General features: G+C 70.5%; 18 protein-coding genes. 6 read left to right on the forward strand and 12 right to left on the reverse strand.

All coding sequences use genetic code 11. The features are described 5' to 3' along the window. Positions 1 to 30 precede the first annotated feature (30 nt). From ACWDX6_RS09690 to ACWDX6_RS09730, 9 genes are all read right to left on the reverse strand, one after another. Complete coding sequence (locus ACWDX6_RS09690) at positions 31 to 855, reverse strand: multinuclear nonheme iron-dependent oxidase (RefSeq protein WP_451484400.1); 825 nt, start codon at positions 853 to 855, stop codon at positions 31 to 33. Continuing rightward, on the reverse strand, positions 852 to 1,493 hold the full coding sequence (locus ACWDX6_RS09695; RefSeq protein WP_451484401.1) for a hypothetical protein: 642 nt from the start codon (positions 1,491 to 1,493) through the stop codon (positions 852 to 854). Before ACWDX6_RS09695 ends, ACWDX6_RS09690 begins: the two co-directional genes overlap by 4 nt. After that, on the reverse strand, positions 1,490 to 2,383 hold the full coding sequence (locus ACWDX6_RS09700) for a multinuclear nonheme iron-dependent oxidase (protein ID WP_451484402.1): 894 nt from the start codon (positions 2,381 to 2,383) through the stop codon (positions 1,490 to 1,492). Before ACWDX6_RS09700 ends, ACWDX6_RS09695 begins: the two co-directional genes overlap by 4 nt. Further along, positions 2,380 to 2,940, reverse strand: a complete 561-nt coding sequence (locus ACWDX6_RS09705) for a GNAT family N-acetyltransferase (RefSeq protein WP_451484403.1) — start codon at positions 2,938 to 2,940, stop codon at positions 2,380 to 2,382. The genes ACWDX6_RS09700 and ACWDX6_RS09705 overlap by 4 nt, the downstream gene beginning before the upstream one ends. Then, a complete protein-coding gene (locus ACWDX6_RS09710; protein ID WP_451484404.1) occupies positions 2,937 to 3,809 on the reverse strand; it encodes an arginase family protein in 873 nt (290 codons plus the stop codon). The genes ACWDX6_RS09705 and ACWDX6_RS09710 overlap by 4 nt, the downstream gene beginning before the upstream one ends. After that, the gene (locus tag ACWDX6_RS09715) at positions 3,802 to 5,568 is read right to left on the reverse strand and encodes a B12-binding domain-containing radical SAM protein (protein ID WP_451484405.1); all 1,767 of its coding nucleotides are present in this window, start codon (positions 5,566 to 5,568) and stop codon (positions 3,802 to 3,804) included. Before ACWDX6_RS09715 ends, ACWDX6_RS09710 begins: the two co-directional genes overlap by 8 nt. Continuing rightward, on the reverse strand, positions 5,565 to 7,667 hold the full coding sequence (locus ACWDX6_RS09720) for a B12-binding domain-containing radical SAM protein (protein ID WP_451484406.1): 2,103 nt from the start codon (positions 7,665 to 7,667) through the stop codon (positions 5,565 to 5,567). Before ACWDX6_RS09720 ends, ACWDX6_RS09715 begins: the two co-directional genes overlap by 4 nt. A gap of 2 nt (positions 7,668 to 7,669) precedes the next feature. Then, positions 7,670 to 7,939 carry a hypothetical protein gene (locus tag ACWDX6_RS09725; protein ID WP_451484407.1) on the reverse strand — a complete coding sequence of 90 codons (270 nt, stop codon included), beginning with the start codon at positions 7,937 to 7,939 and terminating at the stop codon, positions 7,670 to 7,672. Between the two features lie 131 nt (positions 7,940 to 8,070). Then, the gene (locus ACWDX6_RS09730) at positions 8,071 to 9,606 is read right to left on the reverse strand and encodes a methyltransferase (RefSeq protein WP_451484408.1); all 1,536 of its coding nucleotides are present in this window, start codon (positions 9,604 to 9,606) and stop codon (positions 8,071 to 8,073) included. Positions 9,607 to 9,966: 360 nt separating this feature from the next. On the opposite strand from ACWDX6_RS09730, the gene ACWDX6_RS09735 reads away from it, so the two are divergent. The 3 genes from ACWDX6_RS09735 to ACWDX6_RS09745 all read left to right on the forward strand — a co-directional run bounded on the left by ACWDX6_RS09735 (position 9,967) and on the right by ACWDX6_RS09745 (position 13,055). After that, the gene (locus ACWDX6_RS09735) at positions 9,967 to 10,350 is read left to right on the forward strand and encodes a hypothetical protein (RefSeq protein WP_451484409.1); all 384 of its coding nucleotides are present in this window, start codon (positions 9,967 to 9,969) and stop codon (positions 10,348 to 10,350) included. Positions 10,351 to 10,854: 504 nt separating this feature from the next. Then, a complete protein-coding gene (gene panD, locus ACWDX6_RS09740) occupies positions 10,855 to 11,280 on the forward strand; it encodes an aspartate 1-decarboxylase (protein WP_451484410.1) in 426 nt (141 codons plus the stop codon). Positions 11,281 to 11,726: 446 nt separating this feature from the next. After that, positions 11,727 to 13,055, forward strand: coding sequence for a transglycosylase family protein (locus ACWDX6_RS09745; protein WP_451484411.1), 1,329 nt, complete (start codon positions 11,727 to 11,729; stop codon positions 13,053 to 13,055). Here the strand turns inward: ACWDX6_RS09745 and ACWDX6_RS09750 are convergent. Together ACWDX6_RS09750 and ACWDX6_RS09755 are read right to left on the reverse strand one after the other, a co-directional pair. Next, on the reverse strand, positions 12,936 to 13,916 hold the full coding sequence (locus ACWDX6_RS09750) for a DMT family transporter (protein ID WP_451484412.1): 981 nt from the start codon (positions 13,914 to 13,916) through the stop codon (positions 12,936 to 12,938). The genes ACWDX6_RS09745 and ACWDX6_RS09750 overlap by 120 nt on opposite strands. Before the next feature lie 117 nt (positions 13,917 to 14,033). Next, complete coding sequence (locus ACWDX6_RS09755) at positions 14,034 to 14,780, reverse strand: carbonic anhydrase (RefSeq protein ID WP_451484413.1); 747 nt, start codon at positions 14,778 to 14,780, stop codon at positions 14,034 to 14,036. Positions 14,781 to 15,069: 289 nt separating this feature from the next. Here ACWDX6_RS09755 and ACWDX6_RS09760 point away from each other — a divergent pair, with 289 nt between their 5' ends. The 3 genes from ACWDX6_RS09760 (at position 15,070) to ACWDX6_RS09770 (ending at position 17,774) form a co-directional block, all read left to right on the forward strand. Beyond that, positions 15,070 to 15,837 (forward strand): IucA/IucC family C-terminal-domain containing protein, encoded by a 768-nt coding sequence (locus ACWDX6_RS09760; protein WP_451484477.1) that lies wholly within the window; start codon positions 15,070 to 15,072, stop codon positions 15,835 to 15,837. Positions 15,838 to 15,899: 62 nt separating this feature from the next. After that, entirely contained in the window at positions 15,900 to 17,369 is a 1,470-nt protein-coding gene (locus tag ACWDX6_RS09765) for an SDR family NAD(P)-dependent oxidoreductase (protein ID WP_403289932.1), read from the forward strand. A 234-nt stretch (positions 17,370 to 17,603) separates the two neighbouring features. Then, the gene (locus tag ACWDX6_RS09770) at positions 17,604 to 17,774 is read left to right on the forward strand and encodes a hypothetical protein (protein ID WP_403289934.1); all 171 of its coding nucleotides are present in this window, start codon (positions 17,604 to 17,606) and stop codon (positions 17,772 to 17,774) included. 70 nt (positions 17,775 to 17,844) lie between these two features. Here the strand turns inward: ACWDX6_RS09770 and ACWDX6_RS09775 are convergent, their stop codons facing one another. After that, positions 17,845 to 19,266 carry a lipase maturation factor family protein gene (locus tag ACWDX6_RS09775; RefSeq protein ID WP_451484414.1) on the reverse strand — a complete coding sequence of 474 codons (1,422 nt, stop codon included), beginning with the start codon at positions 19,264 to 19,266 and terminating at the stop codon, positions 17,845 to 17,847. Between the last annotated feature and the right edge of the window lie 51 nt (positions 19,267 to 19,317).

Below are 19,317 nucleotides of genomic sequence, written 5' to 3' on the forward strand. Positions count from 1 at the left end.
CGAGCGCCGACAAGGTTCCGGCCCACCACGTCAGACGGCGACGCCGAGGGCCGTGCGGATGTTGTCGACGGCGGAGACGAAGGCACCCGGCTCGCGCGGCTCCATCTCCAGACAGATGTCCAACGGGCGTTCCGGACCCCGCACTTCGACGACCTGCGCGAGCAGCCGGAATTCCTCGGGCGGGATGTCGGCGAGGTGCTGGTCCAGATACATGGTCCGGCCCGCGAATTCCGCCTTCACGTATCCCGCGAGGTGGATCTCCGCCACACGTTCCCAGGGAAAGGAGCGCGGCAGGAGGGGGCTGCGCCCGTGCACGTTGCGCTCGAACTGCAGGACGTGGGACAGGTCGAGACAGATCTGCACACCCTCGGCGTCCGACGCCTCGTCGAGGAACGACCACAACGAGGGGGCGTCGGGAAGCCACTCCAGGGGCGGATTCTCGACCCGGAACGGGATCCCGCACGCCGCGGCGATCGCCCCGGCGCTCTCGCGGCAGCGCGGGGCGGCGACGCTCATGCGCGGCGGACGGAACCAGGTGCCCTCACGCCGCCCGTGGTACCAGAAGCCGGCGTCGCTGATGAGCGCCGAGACCTCGTGCTCCCGTACCAGGGAGGCCAACGACTCCAGCCAGGGCCCCGTCCCCTGCTCGGGCTGGGCCATGTTCATGTCCAGAGGGTGCAGGGTCAGACCGCAGCCCAGGGCGCGGCGGGTGTCGGTGACCCAGTCCGGGATGCCGGTCGCCATGTGGACGCCGTACTCCACGAACCCGGTGGTCCAGCCGCCCGCCGCCTCCCCCTGCGCGTACTGGTCGCACGCCGCCTCGACCGCCACCCCGATCCGGACACCGCCGGTCACCGCGTGCCCCCCGCGGGGACGTACGACATGGAGACGGCCTCGCCGCCGCGCTGGAAGACGACGATCCCCGGACGTGCCTCCGGATCGGGTGTCACGTCCAGCGGCGGCACGCGCAGCAGCCACATCAGCGGCGCGGAGCGGACGAAGGTCATGTCGCGATAGCCGATGACCTGCTGGATCGTCTCCAGGACGTCGTGGCCGACGATCACGAACTCCTTGCCGGAGCGCTCCTGGACGCCCAGCGCCTCTCTCAGAGCCGCCCGCTCCGCGTCGTCGAGCTGGTGCGTCCGGGGACTGGCCCACATCTCGCAGCGGGCGAGGTCCTTCAGCCACGCCGGGTGCTCCTGAGCGAGGAAATGGCGGACGAAGTTCACGGCGTGGGCGACGGGCTCGGTGTAGGCCCGCTCGAAGTCGCCGGACTCGCAGTAGGGGCGCAGGCCGTCGAGGGACCGGAACGAGGAGGCGACGGCGGCGGCGAAGTTGGGTGCCCACCGGTGGAGGTCGTCGACGACCTGCGCCATCAGCCGGGCCCAGGCCAGGTACTCCGTCGTCTTCTCGTCGCGCGGAGGCGTACGGACCAGGGTCCGGAAACAGTCCTCGGCCGGCACGTCGTGGACGAGCTCTTCCGACGCGGTCATGCCATCGCCCTTTCTATCGCGTCAAGTCCCCGGTGCTGGACCTCGGTGGGGGCCAGCTCGGCTTCGTACGTCACCCAGCCGAGGCCGGGCGACTGCTCCTTCACGATGCGCAGAACGTCGAGGCAGCCCTTCAGGGGTGGGACGTTGTGGTTGTCGAGCAGCAGCGGCCGGCCGCTGTAACCGACTCGGCTCAGGCCCGCGATGTGCGCGACCCGGATGGCCTCGAAGGGCACCTGCTCCAGTTCCCGCCACACGTCCACGCCCTCGTTGACGCACGCGGCGTAGAAGTGCCCGATGTCGAAGCACAGCGTCGCTCCGCGCTCGGCGAGTTCCCGCATGAACGCGGCGGGACGCAGCTCGCCGGCGTGCGTCAGGCTGAAGGGGTTCTCGGCGTGGACCGGAGCTCCCAACTCCCTGGACAGACCCTCGACGTTACGGGCGATCCGGGCGGCGACCTCGCGGCTGAGCAGTGCGGGACGGAACCACAAGTTCCGCTCATCTCGCCCGCCGAGCCTCCAGAAGCCGAAGTCGGTCACCATGTACCGGGGCGAGGTTCCCGCGTGGTTCTCGGCGATACGCCGGGCCTCGTCCTCGATGTCGAGGACGTCGGGCAGCTCCACCGACACCAGATGCCGGCTCAGATCGCGGACGATGCCCTCGTCGAGGAGGCGCCGTACCCCGGGGTCCTTCGCCGGCGGGTGATGCCCGCCGTACTCGACGTACGAGACCCGCCGGTACACCGCCGCGTCCATCTGGCCGCGGGCCGGCACGAAGTCGGACAGGCTGATCCCGATCCTGACCGTCCCCGGCTCCGCCTCGGACTCCGGCGCCCGGACCGGCGCCGACTCCGCGCGCACCGGCTCGGTACGCACCGCCTCTGTTCTCGTCACTTGTGCCCCTTGCTCCACTCGTGCCGCAGCAGTCCGTACACCAGCTCGTCGACGCGCCGCCCGTCGCGGAGGATGCTCTCGCGCATCACGCCCTCCCGCACGAAACCGGAACCTTCGAGCAGGCGCACGGAACGTGGGTTGTCGGCGAAGACCTCGGCGGTGATCCGCTCGAGCCCGAGCACATCGAAGGCGTGGCCGACCGCCCGCACGACCGCCTGGTGTCCGTAGCCGCGCCCCCACAGTTCCTTCTCGCCGATGACGATGCCCAGCCGGCACCGCTGATGCGCCTGCTCGATGAGCGCCAGGTGGAGGAATCCGATGGGCTCCGCGCGGCCGGCGAGGCCGATCGCGAGATGGACGATGTCCTCACTCGGCCGCATCCACCGCTCCAGCGTCGCGGCGACCTGTTCGCGGCTGTAGGTGTGTGTCTCGTCGTCGCTCAGCCGCTGGATCTCGAGGTCGTTCTTCCAGCGCAGCAGCGGTTCGAGACTTGCCGGGCTGTGGGGCCTCAACTCGACGACGTCGTCGCTCACCGGGGACGTCGGGCTGTCGTTCATCGGGTCTTTCGCTCCTTGACGAGTTCATGGGCACAGCGCATCGCGATCTCGGCGGTCGTACGGTGCGCGGGGTCGGGCAGGACCTCCGACACATCGGCGCTGACGACGGCGCAGTTGTCCGCCAGCCAGGTCAGCACGTCCCTGACCTGCTGGGGGGAGGCCCCGAAGGGCTCCCGGCTGCCGGTGTTGGGCACGTACACCGGGTCGAGTACGTCGATGTCCAGGCTGACGTGCACCTTTCTGCCCCGCAGCGCCGACAGGCCGGCCGGATCGACCTCACGGACGACGGTGACCGGACAGCCGGCACCGTAGACGTCGTCGTACGTGGTCCACGCCCGCGCGCCGATGTTCACGATCTCGCGGAAGGCGCCGCCGGCGGCCATCGCGGCTACGAAGTTGCCGTTGTGCACCCCTTCGGAGCCGTCGTCGAGATGCAGTCCCAGGTCGAGATGAGCGTCCAGATAGACGTACGTCAGATCCTCGTGCCGTCTGGCCGCCGTCATCGCCACGGGATAGCTCACCGTGTGGTCGCAGCCCACCGCGACGGGTACGTACCCGGAGGCGAAGGCCCGCGACGCGATCTCCGACGCGCCGCGGATCACGTCCGCCGGTTCTCCGGACAGGACCCCCACGTCGACGGCCGAGGGCCGGTGCACCCGCGCCCAGGGGTGCATCCGGGCCGACCACTGCCGCACGAAGGCGGCGGCGCCGTCGGAGCTGTCCCCGAACCGCTTCGACAGGTCGACGTCGACCCCGAAGAAGCAGGCGGCCGGGGACACCGTGGGCACGAGGGCGTCGAGGGCCACGACCGGCGCGCCCCCGAACCCCACCAGGTCGGTGCCGCGGGGATCGTCGAGCTCCTCACCCATCCGCGCGGCCCTTCACGAAGTACGAGAAGGGCGCGACATCGCCCGGGATGCTCACGCTCAGGTCGGCGGCGGTGTCCCTGACCGCGCGGTGGCCGTCCCAGCGGTAGGGAAGGTTGACGATCTTTCGCGGACGCGCGGCCTCGTCACCGCCGGCCCGGGCAGCCTCCAGACGGTAGGCGGCCGTCTCCACGGCCGTCCGCAGCTCCGCCAGCCGGCTCTGCAGATCGGGCGTCATGTCGGTGCGCACGAACCGGAGATGATGCTCCCCGTGGTCGTTGGTCGTCTTCTGGTCCTTGAGGATGACGAGGTTCGCGCTCTCGGGAGTGAACGCCAGCGGCGCATGCGGCGTCAGTCCGAACGAGTGAACGCCGAGGGACTCCACGTAGGGCAGGACCTCCTCCAGCCGCTCAAGTGTCTGGTCGACATGGCGCAGCTGCATCCGCGGGTGATCGAAGATGAGATTGGCCTTCACTTTGATGCCGTGCTCGCGCGCCAGCCGCATCGCCCGCATGATGTCGGCGTACGTATTGCCCTTCTGCATTCCGTCCAGGACCTCGTCGGCCAGTGACTCGACGCCGATCGTCACCAGATCGACACCGGCCGCGGCCATCGCCTCGAAATGATGGGCCTTCGCCTTGGGCTCCGCCCGGATCGAGCATTCGAGCCGCGCGCCGAGTTCCCGCAACCGGTCCGCACCGGCGTCGGCCATCAGACGGAAATATCCCATCGGCACCGCGTCCGAGATCAGATCGATGCGCGACACGCCGAATTTCTCGACGAGTATGCCGATGTCGTGGACCACATCGGGCGCCTTCCTGAAGAAGGCGCTGACCTTGAACGGGTCCTGCGAGGAGAGGAAAGGGTAGTCGCAGAAGTCGCACTTTCCCCAGTAACAGCCCTCCGAGAGCAGGACCGGATAGATGTGTTCCGGAAGGTAGGCCACCCCCTGGACCAGGTCGTAGGACAGGGCGCGAACCATGGACCGGACCGCGCCGCCCTTCGCCGAGGCGTGGCGCAGCCTGCCCGTCTCGTCGAGATACGTGGCGTTCGCCACCTCGCCGGCACCGCATTCGCCCCGCAAGTACGCCGCGAGTGTGGGGAATTCCCCGTAAAGGCTGTACTTGTAGGAGAGGTCGGCCGAGCAGGTGGTCATCAGCTGTTCGAGCGCCATGTCGTCGGTCAGTTTGATCGCCGCTCCACCGAGGATGATCCGCCCCGCGAATCCGGCCTCGCGCAGCCTCCGGCACAGCTCGGCCGTCGCCTCGGTCTGCGTGTGGAACAGCGTCGAGAACGCGACGTGGTCCGGCCCGCGCCGCAGGATCTCCTCGCACAGCCCGTTCATGGCCGTGGCGAGCCAGGTGTCCCGGAACTCCGGATCGGGCACGGCGGCACGCGGGTTGACCAGCAGTTCGTGCGCGGCCTCCCAGTCCATGCCCGCCCGGGACGCGCTGACCTCCCCGCCCCGGCAGTAGTCGCTCTCGAGGAACGACAGGTACCGGCCGATCCGGGTGAGGTCCGCCGATTCCAGGACATCGGGGGACAGCTCGGCGACGGCGAGCTGCTTCAGCCGGCCCGTCACCGCCGCCCTCACCTCGTCGCCGCACAACCATCCGAAGAAGCTCAGGTTGGCGTCGAAGAACTCGACGTCCACACCATGCGGCGTGAGTGCGTAATCGAGCAGGAGCGGGGCCAACGGCGGACCGTTGACCATGCTCACCGCCTGCGGCGGGACGACGACGAGAAGCCTGGGCCGCGTCATGCCGCGTTCACCGGCAGGAACATCGCCAGGGAGTTCTTCACCAGGAAATCAAGCAGCACGCGCACCTGTCGGGAAAGGCCTTCCTTCGTCTGGAGCCGCAGCCACCGGCCGCGGTCGAACAACGCCGCGAACACCTTCGCCTGCTCGGGACGGAGTACGACCGCACGCCCTGTCAGTCCGCTCAGCAGCGTGGTCGTGCCCGCGTCCTCGTGGGCGTGGTAGAAGGGAATGACGTCGAATGACTTCCAGGTGTCCGTGTATCCCCACTGGGGGATGGGAAACGGCGCCTTGGGATGCCGCTCGAAATACAGCAGGCTGTGCAGCGTGGAGGTGGCCCCCAGGAAGGGGTACGGGAAGCCTCTGATCAAACGGAGCGAGTGCGCGAAGTCGTCCTCGGGATAGACGTCGATCTCCTCGCGATGCGTCCAGTTCAGTTCCCACGGAATGGCCGCGTCGCCGGACGGATCGTAATGGACCTCGATCCCGTACTCGTCGGGGCGCCGAGCGATGTCCGCGCCCGGGGTCAGCCCGAACTTCCCCAACGCCACGGTCGCGGCGGTCTCGAGCATCGCCTCCGCCATGTCCAGCGTCAGCTGGGCCTGCCTGCGCGTCTCACCGGGATGCCCGGTGAAACCCATCAGCTGCACGGGGATGCCGGCGTCCGCGAACGCGCCCACCAGAGTCTCCAGGCGCCGCACCTCGGTGCCCTTGTTGATGAGGTCGAGGACTTCCTGGTCCGTGCTCTCCATGCCGAACGCCGCACCCAGGCATCCGGCCCGGGCGAACACCTCGGTGTTCTCCATCCGGAAGCTCTTCTCGAGCCGGAAGTCCGCCATCCACTTGATGTCCAGGCCACTGTCGATGAGCGCCTCGGAGATCTTCAGCGCATAGGCCGGCGACAGCACGTCGACCGCGAAGAAGAAGTGCCGGGAGTACTGGGACGCCGCCTTGAGGTCCGCGATGACGGTCTCCGGCTTGCGCGTACGCCAGGGCGACGTCGGCGCGTTCATCGCCAGCCCGTAGTCACAGAACGAGCACTTGTTCCAGTAGCACCCACGGGTGGGCGAGTAGAGCGCACCCGGCTTCGGCGACGCGTACAGGCTGTAGTCCCACACCCCGTAGTTCGGCGGCGGAAGAGAGTCGACCTTCTCGAAGAAGAAACGCTTCAGCGGACGCGGATCTCGCACGTCGACAAGGTTGTCGACCTCGCCCAGCTCCTCGCCCTTCTGGCAGTGGTCCGCCAGCTGCGCGATGAGCGTTTCGCCCTCGCCCGTGACGAGGTAGTCGACGGCGAAATCCAGCACCTTCAGCTCGTTCACCTCGCCGAGGTACTTGTAGAACTTCGCCGCGATCGGTCCGCCGATCGCCACCGTGACACCCCGCTGCTTCAGCCGGGCCGCGAGGGCCAGCGAATGCTCCAGCTGCGAGATGAACGGGATCGTCAGACCCACCAGCCCCGGCCGCAGAGCCGCGATCCGGTCGGCATGATGATCGTAGAAGGCATCCACGACAGCGATCCCGAACCCGGCCTCGATCTCGCGACGCAGGGTCACCAGATTGATCCGGTCCTCCTCCGACCCCGGCGGAGAGGCGCTGCTGAACGTACGGTAGGTCGCGCAGCGGGACAGCAGAGTCAGCAGCCGCGGCAGCAGACTCAGCTCGCGTACGGCGTCCAGGTACGCCGGCAGCTCGTAGAACGCCGTCTCGTCGCGCAGCGTCGCGAACGCGCGCTGGAAGCGCTGCGCGTCCGCGAGCAGGTCGATGAACAGGGGGAGGAGCGAATCCTCCTCGGGAGCCTCTTCATAGCGCTTCACACACTCGGCGCGCAGCTGCTCCACCACCGGAGGCGACATCATGAAGTGCCAGAACTCGATGGCGAGATCCCGCACGACATAAGAATGCCCGGAGTGATCCAGCGCACCCGCGAGGTACGAAAGGCTGTGATAGGGCTGCGTGATGTCGGTCGTGCCGCAACATGCCAGGTAGATGACCGACCCGTCACCGGTGACGTGCGCGAAGCGTGACGTCCAGTCCTTGTCCTGCCGGTCGAGGACCTCCGTGACGGTGCGGGGCAGGACGCCCTCGAACCGGACAGACATGATCAGCGGTCGTACTGCTTGGCGATCATGGCGCCAGGGCTGACCTCAAGGGCCTGCACGACGCGCACGTTCTCCGCGTTCTCCAGGTCCGCGGAGGCCAGCATGTCGTCGAGCTGCTCCACCGTGAAGGCGGGCCGCTCGTCCTGGGCCTGAGTGGCGGCGACGGCCGGCGTACCCATGGCCGTCACAGCCGCAGCGGCGACCGCCGCGGTCGCGGCGGCACGAGCGATCTTCTTCCTGCCGCCACTGGGAGTCTGCTCGTCCTCGCTCATGACGGTTCCCCTTTCCCCTCGTTCGTGACGTCACTCGGACGAGTGACGCCCGCCTTGTATAGCAGCACCCCACATGCCACACCAGGGTGCCTTCGCCCCCCAGGGAGACGTCAACTCCCCCTGACCTGCGCCTACTTGATTACATTCATCTGTGATGAGGACATCGATTCGGGCGCCGGCTCCGCGCGTGGGTCCGCCAAGGCGAGCGCACCGTGCCGTACGAGATCCCGGGCAACGGGTTCGAGCGCGCTGCCGCGTATGACACTCCAGCGCACGTCGCTCGCCAGCGTCGCCTCCCACAGCTTCCTCGCCAGATCGCTGATGTCCATGTCGGCCACGTAGTCGTCGTCCGGCGCGACGAGCCGGTACGTCCGACGGCCATCGGGCAGGGCCGTCGTCACGAGACGGACCTCGGGGTTGGGCCGCAGCACCGCGTCCGCGCCGCCGTCGAGATCACGGTCGAGGAACCGGAAGTGGTCCGCCACCCGGCTCCCCGCCGGTCGCGTCACCGCGGGAGCGACGGGGACGGTCTCGACCGTCCCCGGGCGCGAGGAACCGTCCGCGCGCTTGCGCACGACGATGTACCCGGTATGGACGGACTCGATGCCGGCCTCGTCCATCGCGTCCACCATGCGCGCGGCGTACGCCGTCCGTTCCCCGGCGGTCGGCGCGTGCGCGGCATGCGTGTCCGCGTAGGACCACAAGGGCAACTCCCGCTCCACCAGGACAAGTACGTCGAACGCGTCCTTGGCCCCGAGCCACTCCCCGATCCTGCCGGGCAGACCGGAGAGGTTGAACAGGTCGGTCGTGATCGGCATCAGTCCACCCGGCGCCAGCACCTGCCCGGCCCCGGCCACGATCCGCGCGAGCAGCCGCTCCCCGTCGGGACCGCCGTCCCGGTAGCGCAGATGGCTCTCCCCGGGAACCTCGGGCACGAACGGCGGATTGGAGAGCACCCGGTCGAACTCCCGTCCCTGGACGGGCCCGAACAGGTCTCCCCGGACGAAGGTCGCGTTCTCGACACCGTTGAGCGCGGCGTTGAACCGGGCGAACCTGATCGCCCGGGGGTTGAGGTCGACGCCCACCACCTCGTCGCTGTACCGGCTCGCCACCAGTGCCTGGATTCCGCTGCCGGAGCAGAGATCCAGCGTCCGCCCCACCCGGTCGCGCGGCGCGACCTGGGCAAGGCCCACGCTGTCGTAGCCGATGTACATGACCCGGTCACCCAGATCGTCGACGCCGTCCCACCACTGCGAGTAACGGCCGGTGTCGGTCGCCAGCAGAAGACCGTCCGCGCAGGTGATGTGGACCTGGGAGCGCAGATCCCCGCCGCTCCGCGCGAGGACGCCCAGTTCGAGCAGTACGTCCACGGACGCCTCGCTCAGGAAGGACGAGACGGACTGCTCGTCCACGGCCCTGTCGAGCAGGAAGAGCCTGATCGCGGCCGACAGCGGGTCCGTCCCGAGGACATGCCGGTCGAGATAGTGGAACGTCGCGGGATGGATCTCGAGCAACGGCATCCCCGCCAACGCGCGGATGCCGTCCTCGTCATAACCCGCGGCGAACAGTTCCTCACGGACGGCACCGATGGCCGCCCGGTGGTCGGGCTCCATGGCGGCGAACACGGCACGGCCATGGTGGCGTTCGCTGAAGCTGTCGAGCGTCACGGTTTCACGTCACCTTAACTCGGAGGCAGCTGACCGGCGTTGCCGTCACGGATGGTCAAGTCGACTGGCCAACGCTGGCGTTCATGGTCATCGCTGCCCCGACCGAGGTCAATCACGCGACCCGATCCTCACCTCCGACAGGAGGCGTCGGCCGCGCTCGCCCGGTACGGGCGGTGGCGACCTCTCCGAGGACAGGTTGTGATCAAGAGCAGGTTCGAGCCACGGACGAGGGCCAGATCCGACTGGACCCGGACCTCTTCGACCATCTACCTGTGGTCCGACGTGCACGACACCGGGTGCACACAAGCCACGTCCGCCGGCCCGACAGGGAAAAGCGACTTCTTCCCCGAGGATGCGCCCATGCGCATTCCCACTTCTCTGCCCTGCCGTGCCCTTGTGCCGTTCGTGGCCGCCGTCGCGTTGCCGACCGCAGCCGGCTCCTCCGTGGCCGCGGCGGGGGAGAGCCGCGGCTCGATCATCACCGCCCCGCTCTCCCGCCCGGTCGCCGCCGACGATCCCTGTCCCAGCACGGACCCGGTCGCGTGCCGTATCCGTGTCATGCCGATGGACGAGAAGGTCGAGGCCCAGCGGACGCGGTTGCGGTATCACGACCTCCTGGAGGACATGCACCGTACCGAGGCCAACATGCGTGCGGCGGGAGCCGGCTCTACGCCAAGTACGGCGCGTGGGAGAAGGTCACCGACGCCTCGATGCGCACGAGTTACGCCGTCGACCGTGAACTGAGCTTGGAGTACCGTCCCTGCCCGGTGTAGTCCCTGCCCGCCGACCGACCGCCGAAGACGAGTCCGGCGGTGTCCCGGACGGCGAGGTTCTTGACCACAGTCTGCCGGACGAGGACGGAGTCAGGCCGCGATCCGTGCCGCCGAGGACGGGCGGCGCGGTCACATCGGCCGCCGGGTGTCGCCGTGGTTGCGCGGCTGCGCAGGCCGGCTTCCGGTCGACCGCCCTCGCTCCCGACCGCCGTCCAGGCCGACAGAGTGACGGTGATCACGGACGCCGTTCGCAGGGTGCTGCGTACGCTTGTGTCGTCGTCGCGGTGGGGCCGGGAGAGAGCGGGCGAAGCCCTCCCACAGCCACCTGACGAGCGTCGGAAAAGTCGGCAAGCGGTCAGCATGAGTCCTGAGAAACCTGGGGAATGCTGCCGGACACGCGACTCGTTGTAGGGTAGGGAAACCGCCCTTGACCTGCAAAAACGCAGGCAGGGAGCCTAGATCCAGGAGTACCTCGATGCTGCGCACCATGTTCAAGTCCAAGATCCACAGGGCCACCGTGACGCAGGCCGATCTTCATTACGTCGGTTCCGTCACCGTCGACGCCGACCTCATGGAGGCGGCGGATCTGTTGCCCGGGGAGTTGGTCCACATCGTCGACATCGACAACGGCGCCCGGCTCGAGACCTACGTCATCGAGGGTGAGCGCGGGTCCGGTGTGATCGGGATCAATGGTGCCGCCGCGCATCTCGTGCACCCCGGTGACCTGGTGATCCTCATCAGTTATGCCCAGGTCGAGGACGCCGAGGCGCGGAGTCTCGTGCCGCGGGTGGTGCACGTCGACGCGGACAACCGGATCGTGGAGTTGGGCGCGGACGCGTCCGCGCCGGTGCCCGGCAGTGACACCCGGCGCAGCCCGCAGGCCGTCGTCACCCACGCCTGAGCCGGGGGACCATCACACCCGCCCACGGCTTTCGACCGGCGGCGCCCGTGGCGGCGGTGCTCCGACCCGGATGAATGGTTCCGGCGCGCGGGGGCACGCGCCTCGGGAGAACCTGGTGCAGAAACGGCCCGCCGACCGAGAGGTCCGTCATGACCCACCCGTACCCCGATCCGGTACCCCCGTCGCCGGTTCCGCCCCCCGGCCCCGTGCCCCCGCCCACGCCAGGGCCCGAGCCCGGACCGGCTCCGGTCCCGCCGCCGAACCCGGTTCCGGAGCCTCCTCAGCCCACCCCCGTACCGGAACCCGAGCCTCAGCCCCAGCCAGGTCCCGCCGGCCCCTGACCACCAGGTGACACAGAGGAGTTGAGGTTCCGCTCGGACCCTTGCCACGGCCTGACGATGCCCCTACCTTGGACGGCTGCTGACGCGTTCAAGGGGGGCGGGGCCATGGCCGTACGCGGACGACACCGCAGACAACAGCCGAGCAGGATCAACCGTGCCTCGCTCACGGTCACCGCGGGCGGTGCCGGGATCGCGCTGCCGCTGGTGGGCGCCGGCTCCGCCCAGGCCGCCGGGCTCGACGTCTGGGAGAAGGTCGCCGCCTGCGAGTCCTCCTCCAACTGGCGCATCAACACCGGCAACGGCTACTTCGGTGGGCTGCAGTTCACCCAGTCGACCTGGGAACGGTACGGCGGTACGCACTACGCCCCGCGCGCGGACCTCGCCTCCAAGGACCAGCAGATCGCCATCGCCGAGAAGGTGCTCAAGGGCCAGGGCCCCGGCGCCTGGCCGACGTGCTCCCCACGGGCCGGACTGGCCAGGGGCGGCGACGCCCCCGACGTCCGGCCCGCCTCCCTGCCCGGCCAGCGGGGCCCGGTGCAGACCGGACGGGCGGCCGAGCGGCCTCCGGCCGCCACGCCGACCACCGTGCCCGCGGTCCGTGAGATGTACACCGTCACGCCCGGCGACTCGCTCTCCCGGATCGCCCGCGAGGAACGGGTGGGCGGCGGCTGGCAGCGGCTGTACGCGGCGAATCGCACCGTGGTCGGCGACGACCCGGACCTGATCCACCCGGGGCAGAGGCTGACCCTTCGGATCACCGCGCCCGCCAAGCCCTCGCCCGCCCCCGAGAGGCCTGCGGCCGATACCTCGGCGGGCAAGACCGCGAAGGGCAAGACCCCGGCGGCCCAAGCGCCGACCACCAAGCCTCCGACCACCAAGTCGCCGGCCACTCAGGCGCCGACCACCAAGCCCCAGAAGCCCCAGGCCCCGGCCGCCAAGCCTCCCGCCACCAAGGCACCCGCCGCCAAGCCTCCCGCCGCGCAGGCCAAGACACGGCCCGCCACCCGGCCCGCCGCCGCGCCGCAGGCCGGCCGCTTCAGCGCGCCCGTCTCGGGGTCCCTCGGCACCCGCTACCGCGTGTCCGGTTCCTCCTGGTCCAGCGGCTATCACACCGGCGTCGACTTCCCCGTCCCGACCGGGACCTCGGTCAAGGCCGTGGCCGGTGGCACGGTGGTCTCCGCCGGCTGGGGCGGGGCGTACGGCTACGAGATCGTCGTCCGCCACGACGACGGCCGCTACAGCCAGTACGCCCACCTCTCGGCGCTCCACGTCCGTGACGGCCAGCGGGTCAGCGGCGGCCAGCGGATCGCCCGGTCAGGTTCGACCGGCAACAGCTCCGGACCGCATCTCCACTTCGAGGTGCGGACGGGGCCCGGGTACGGCTCCGACATCGATCCCCTGGCCTACCTGCGTGCGCGGGGGGTCTCGATCTGACACGCCCGGATCTGACACCGCGAGCGAGTCCTCCGCCGTCGTCAGGCGGTCCAGCGTGAGCTGGACGAGTCCGCCCGCCGCCACGGCGCCGCAGACCAGCGCCGCCACGGTGCCGGCGGCGCCGTAGCGGAAGGTCTCGCCGAAGAGGGTGAGCCCCACCGCCGCCGCCACGACCGGGTTGACGACCGTGACCGTGGCCAGCGGCGCGGCGAGGCCCGCCCCGCGGTACGAGGCCTGCGAGAGCAGCAGACCGGTGATCGCGAGCGCGGAGAGGACCAGCAGGCTCGGCCACTGGGCGAGGGGCGCGCTCGCCGTCCACTCCACCGCGACGGTCTTGGTGAAGACGGAGGCGAGGCCGAAGGACACGCCCGCGGCGGCCGCCAGGACCACGCTGCGCACCACCGGACGGCCCACCGCCCGCGCGGCGGTGAACAGCGCGACGACCACGCCGAGCGTCCCCGCGGCGAGGAGCGACCGCTCGCTCCCGCCCAGGGACCCGGCCTGGGCACCGCCGGTGAGGCTGAGCAGGCCCGCGAGGCCGACGGTGGCCGTCAGCGCGCCCCGCCAGGCCGTGCGGCGGGCCCGGCGGCCGACGAAGAGTGCGGCCAGGGGCAGCGCGAACACGATGGTGAGGGCGCCCAGGGGCTGGACGACGCTGAGCGGCCCGTAGGCGAGCGCGGCCACGTGCAGGGCGGCACCCAGGCCGTTGAGCATCACCGACCCCCACCAGGCCGGGCTCCGCAGCGGGGCGTACGTATGGCTGCCGGCGGTGGCCGCGACCCGCTCCTGCACGATCGCCGCGGTCGCGTAGGCGACCGCCGAGACCAGTGAGAGGAGCACGGCCGCGAGGAGGGGGCTCATATCTTCAACGATCTCTCGTTCCGGCGCCCCCGTCGTCCTACCCCAGGCCCCTCCGGACGTACCACCGTCGCGGTACCGGCCGCCCGCCGTACGCCTGGGGACGTACGCCGCCGCAGGTCAGGAGGGGTGAAAAGCCACCTTTCCGGTGTCCAGGTCGAAGCGGGCACCCACGATCAGGGCCCGGTCGAACGCCGTGTCCCGAGCCAGTCTTCGCCGGATCATGGCCACATTGGCCCGCACCGTGTGTTCCACCCAGTCGCCGGGCAGGTGGCGTGTCTCGCGCGCGGCGGGGGCGATCTCCTCCACGACCCGGGCGAGGTGTCCCTCGACCGGACGTCCGGTGCGGACGTACTCGACGGCGGCGGTCGCGGCCCCGCACCGCTCGTGTCCGAGTACCACCACCAGGGGTACGCCCAGCTCCTCCACGCCGAACTGGATCGACCCGAGCACCGCTTCGTCCAGGGCCTGCCCGGCGGACCGTATGGCGAGCAGATCACCGAGGCCCTGATCGAAGACGAGCTCGGGCGGTACCCGGGAATCGACGCAGCCGAGTATCAGGGCGAAGGGGTGCTGGGCGACGGCCACGGCGGTGCGCCGTACGGCGTCCTCGTGCGGGTGGGTCTGCCGCATGGCCGCGAAGCGGGCGTTTCCGGCCCGGAGTTCGGCGAGCGCGCGAGCGGCGGTCGGCGGCTCCTCGGCGCGCGGGCGAGCCGCCGGGGCCGTGGCGGCTCGGGCGGTGGGAACGCCCGCCGCCATGGTCGCGGCGGCCGTCAGGGCCAGCACGGCACGCCGTCGGGGAGCGCGGGGATCCTGCGGGGAGGCGGGAGGAGGGGAGAGGGAAGGAGTGGGAAGGGAAGGAGTCATGCGCCTGAGCGTTACGGTGATGCGTGGTCACCGGAACCGGCTTGGTTCCGTCATGACCCGATCATGACCGGGCGCGTCCCCGGCCTTGACCGGAGACGATCCCGGCTTGACCCGGGGCGACCCCAACCTTGACCGGGCGCGTCCCGGCCTTGCCCCGGGGCCACCCCAGCCTTGACCGGGCGCGTCCCCGGCCTTGAGGCGGAGGGGTCCCAGCCTTGACCGGGGGTGACCGACCTTGACCGCGCTCTGCCGGACGGCCGGGCGCAAGCGGCGGCCGGGAGGCGGTGCGGTGGATCTCGTCGAGAGCGCGTCGGTGGGTGGCTTCTTCGCCTTGCGGACGAGCGCGCCACCCGCCGCCGTACCTCCGGCCGCCGTACCTCCGGCCGCCGTACCGCCCGTCGGCGCGCCCCCGCCGCTCGCGCGTCTGTACGCGGGGGAGACCGGGCCGCTGACCGCCCGCGTCGACACGGTCGCGGCCCGACTCGGCACACCCGAGCGGCGGGTCGCGGCCTCGCTCGCCCAGCTCGGGCTCGCCGCCCGGCTGTGGTCGGTCGCCCTCGGGCCGGCCGCCCTGTACGGCCGGTTCCCGGACCTCGACCCCCGGGACGTGTACTGGAACGGGTCGCTCACCTCGCCCGACGATCTGTGGTGGACGGGCACGGCCACCCGCCCCGGCACGGTGGAGGAGCTCCGCGAGGCCGTCCAGGAGGCTCATCTCGTACCGCTGGCCCGGGCCTTCCACGACGACAGCCGGATCTCGCCCCGGCTGCTGTGGGGCAACGCCGGCTCCGCCCTCGCCGGGGCGCTGCGCGAGCTGGTCCGCTGGGCCCGCGCCCGGGAACGCCCCGAGGTCGGCGAACGCGCCGCCGCGCTGGTTTCCGGGCTCCTCCGCCACCCCGACCTGGCCCGCACGGTCCGGGGCCCGGCCCTGCGCCGCACGAGCTGCTGCCTGTACTACCGCAGCCGCGCGGGCGGCCTGTGCGGCGACTGTGTCTTCGACCACCCGCCCGCGCTCAGGGGGCCGACGGGTTTGGAGACACGGCCCCCGGCTCCGTAAAGTTCCTCTTTTGAGATATGGGCGCGCGCGAGCGTACGAGCGATCGAGGAACGGCAGAGGCCATGACGGTGACTGAAGAGACCCAGGAGTACGGGCCGGGCATCGACCCCGAGCGCCTGGCCGTCTGCCTGAGCGTCCTCGACGAGCTCGACAAGCTGGACGTGGACCACCCGGACGCGATCGCGGTCCGCCGCGCGACGGCCGGTATCTACCGGACCGTGAAGCAGCGCCGCCGTCAGGAGCGCCGGGCCGCCAAGACCGCGCACGACAAGGCCGTCACGGAGTCCACCGCCACCGGCTCCGCTCAGCGCATCGACGACGAGACCGAGGGCATCCTGCCCTCGTCCGTCACCGAGGCCGGCCAGATCGCCGGGATACTCCAGCGCCCCCGCTCCTGCTACATCTGCAAGACGCGGTACGTCGAGGTCGACTACTTCTACCACCAGCTCTGCCAGAACTGCGCGGCCGAGAACCGCGCCAGGCGGGACGCCCGCGCCGACCTCACCGGCAAGCGCGCGCTGCTCACCGGCGGCCGCGCCAAGATCGGCATGTACATCGCGCTGCGGCTGCTGCGCGACGGCGCGCACACCACCATCACCACCCGTTTCCCCAACGACGCCATCCGCCGCTTCAAGGCGATGCCGGACAGCGACGAGTGGATCCACCGCCTCAAGATCGTCGGCATCGACCTGCGCGACCCCGCCCAGGTCGTCGCCCTCGCCGACTCCGTCGCGGCCGAGGGCCCGCTGGACATCCTGATCAACAACGCCGCCCAGACCGTCCGCCGCTCCCCGGGCGCGTACAGCGAGCTGCTCGCCGCCGAGTCCGCCCCGCTGCCCGCGGGCGAGCTGCCGCCCGCCCAGGTCATCGGCACCTTCGGCTCCGGCGCCGTGGACACCATCCCCGCGCTGCCGTCCGCCCGCCACGGCGACGCCCTGACCGCGCAGGACGTGACCGAGCTGGCGCTCGTCGGCGGCTCGGCCTCCCTGGAGCGGATCGCGGCCGGTACGGCGATCGACGCCGGCGGTCTCGTCCCCGACCTGCACGACACCAACAGCTGGATCCAGACCGTCTCCGAGGTCGACCCGGTCGAGCTGCTCGAAGTGCAGCTGTGCAACTCCACCGCGCCGTTCATCCTGATCAGCAGGCTGCGCCCGGCGATGGCGGCCTCCGCCGCGAAGCGCACGTACGTCGTGAACGTCTCCGCCATGGAGGGCGTCTTCAGCCGTGGCTACAAGGGCGCGGGCCACCCGCACACCAACATGGCCAAGGCGGCGCTGAACATGCTGACGCGGACCAGCGCGCAGGAGATGTTCGAGTCCGACGGCATTCTCATGACCGCCGTCGACACCGGCTGGATCACCGACGAGCGCCCGCACCCGGACAAGATCCGGCTCGCCGAGGAGGGCTTCCACGCCCCTCTGGACCTGATCGACGGCGCGGCCCGGGTCTACGACCCGATCGTGCGCGGCGAGGCCGGCGAGGACCTGTACGGCTGCTTCCTCAAGGACTACGCGCCCGCCAACTGGTAATCGGCCATCCGGTCGACTTTCACCCGATCGCGTCACACTTCCGAGCCCCATAGAGCGCCGGTGCGCTCATTTGGTTACTCTGATGTCCACGGTCGGCCACCGGGGTTTCACCAAACCTCCACGGCCCGCCTGGGGACTGGCCTTCCACCAAGGCCGCGGTCCCGCCCGAAGAAACGGCGCCACCGCGACCGAACGGCCATGTCCTCATAGGTACGCGACACAAGGGAGTGCGCGGTGACACCAGAACTGACGAAGCAGGAAAAGCGACCGGCCGAAAGTCCGGAGCGGCCCCGCCGGTCCGGCGAGCTGGGCAGCCTGGAAGTGTGGGCCCGCTCGGCGCCCATCCGACTGGCGGGCTACGAGGACGACCTCGCGGAGCCGCACATTCTGCCCGGCATCGACTGAGTCGTAGCCGTCGCTTCGCCTGTGCCCCCGGCCGACCCCTCGGCCGGGGGCACAGGCGTGTCCCGCCGTCCTACCGACGCACGGGCTCGCGCAGCCGGACCGGCGGCATGTACTCCCGCAGCAGCGTCCGGTGCCACCAGGCGCCGGTCTCCCGCAGCTCCCGCCACGTCGTGTACCGGTAGCGGTAGAGCCGTGCCCGGACATGCGTCGGCGGCGCGTCGGGGAAGGGATTGTGCCGCAGCAGCCGCAGCGTGTCCCGGTCTCCTTCGAGCAGCCGCTCGACGAAGCCGCCGAACCACTCGCGGGCGTACGCGGGGGAGAGCGCGGCGAACCACATCAGCCAGTCGAGCCGCAGATGGTACGGGGCGAACTGGCGGGGCAGCCGGCGCGGATCGCCCGGCTTGCCCTTGAAGCCGTACTCCCGCCACACCGTGCCGGGGTGCGGCTCCGGGTCGTCCGTGCCCTCGATCACGATCTCGTCCCGGACCCGGCCGATCGACCCGAACGCGCCGTACGTGTTGACGAGGTGGAACGGGTCGTACGAGCGGTTCATCGCCTGGTGCCTGGAGAGCAGGTTGCGGGCCGGGCGGTAGCTGAGGACCAGGACCAGCGCCGTCGCGGCGACGACCACGACCACGTACCAGAGCGGCGGGTCGGGCTGCGGGTGGTCACCGACCAGCAGTGAGCCGTCCACGGCGGAGAGCGCCAGGACGATGGTGATCCAGTTCAGCCACGCGAAGTTGCCGGAGAGCACCAGCCACAGCTGGGTGGCCACCATCAGGCCGGCGGCGATCGTCGCCACCGGCTGAGGGGCGAAGAGCAGGAACGGCACGGCCAGCTGGACGACGTGGTTGGCGGCCACCTCCACCCGGTGCAGAGGCCGCGGCAGATGGTGGAAGAACCAGCTGAGCGGACCGGGCATCGGCTGGGTCTCGTGGTGGTAATACAGGCAGGTCAGGTCGCGCCAGCAGCGGTCGCCGCGGAGCTTGATCAGGCCCGCGCCGAACTCGACGCGGAAGAGCAGCCAGCGCAGCAGGAACAGCACCAGGATCGGCGGCGCGGTGTCGTCGTTGCCCAGGAAGACGGCGAGGAACCCCGTCTCCAGGAGCAGCGACTCCCAGCCGAAGGAGTACCAGGTCTGGCCGACGTTGACGATGGAGAGGTAGAGCGCCCACAGGACCGCCCACAGCAGCATCGACACGGGCAGCGGGACCGCGTCCCCCGCGCCCGCCACCAGGGCGAGTGCCAGGGCGGCGCCCGTCCAGGCGACCGCGGCGAACAGCCGGTCCGAATAGCGCCAGTGGAAGAGGCTGGGCGCCCGGCGCGGATCCACCCGGCGCACGTACTCCGGTACGGGGAGCATGCCGCGTTCGCCGATGAGGGCCCGGAACTGCAGAGCGGCGGAGACGAACGCGACGAGGTAGAGCCCGGCGAGCCCGCGCTGGAAGACGATCCGGCTCAGCCAGTAGTCGGGTGCGGTGAACCACTCCATCTTTTCCAGTATCGACCCGGGGCCGCAGGGCGCTCACCCCGTCCGCTCAGG

It is taken from the genome of Streptomyces sp. NPDC003027 (assembly GCF_053591435.1).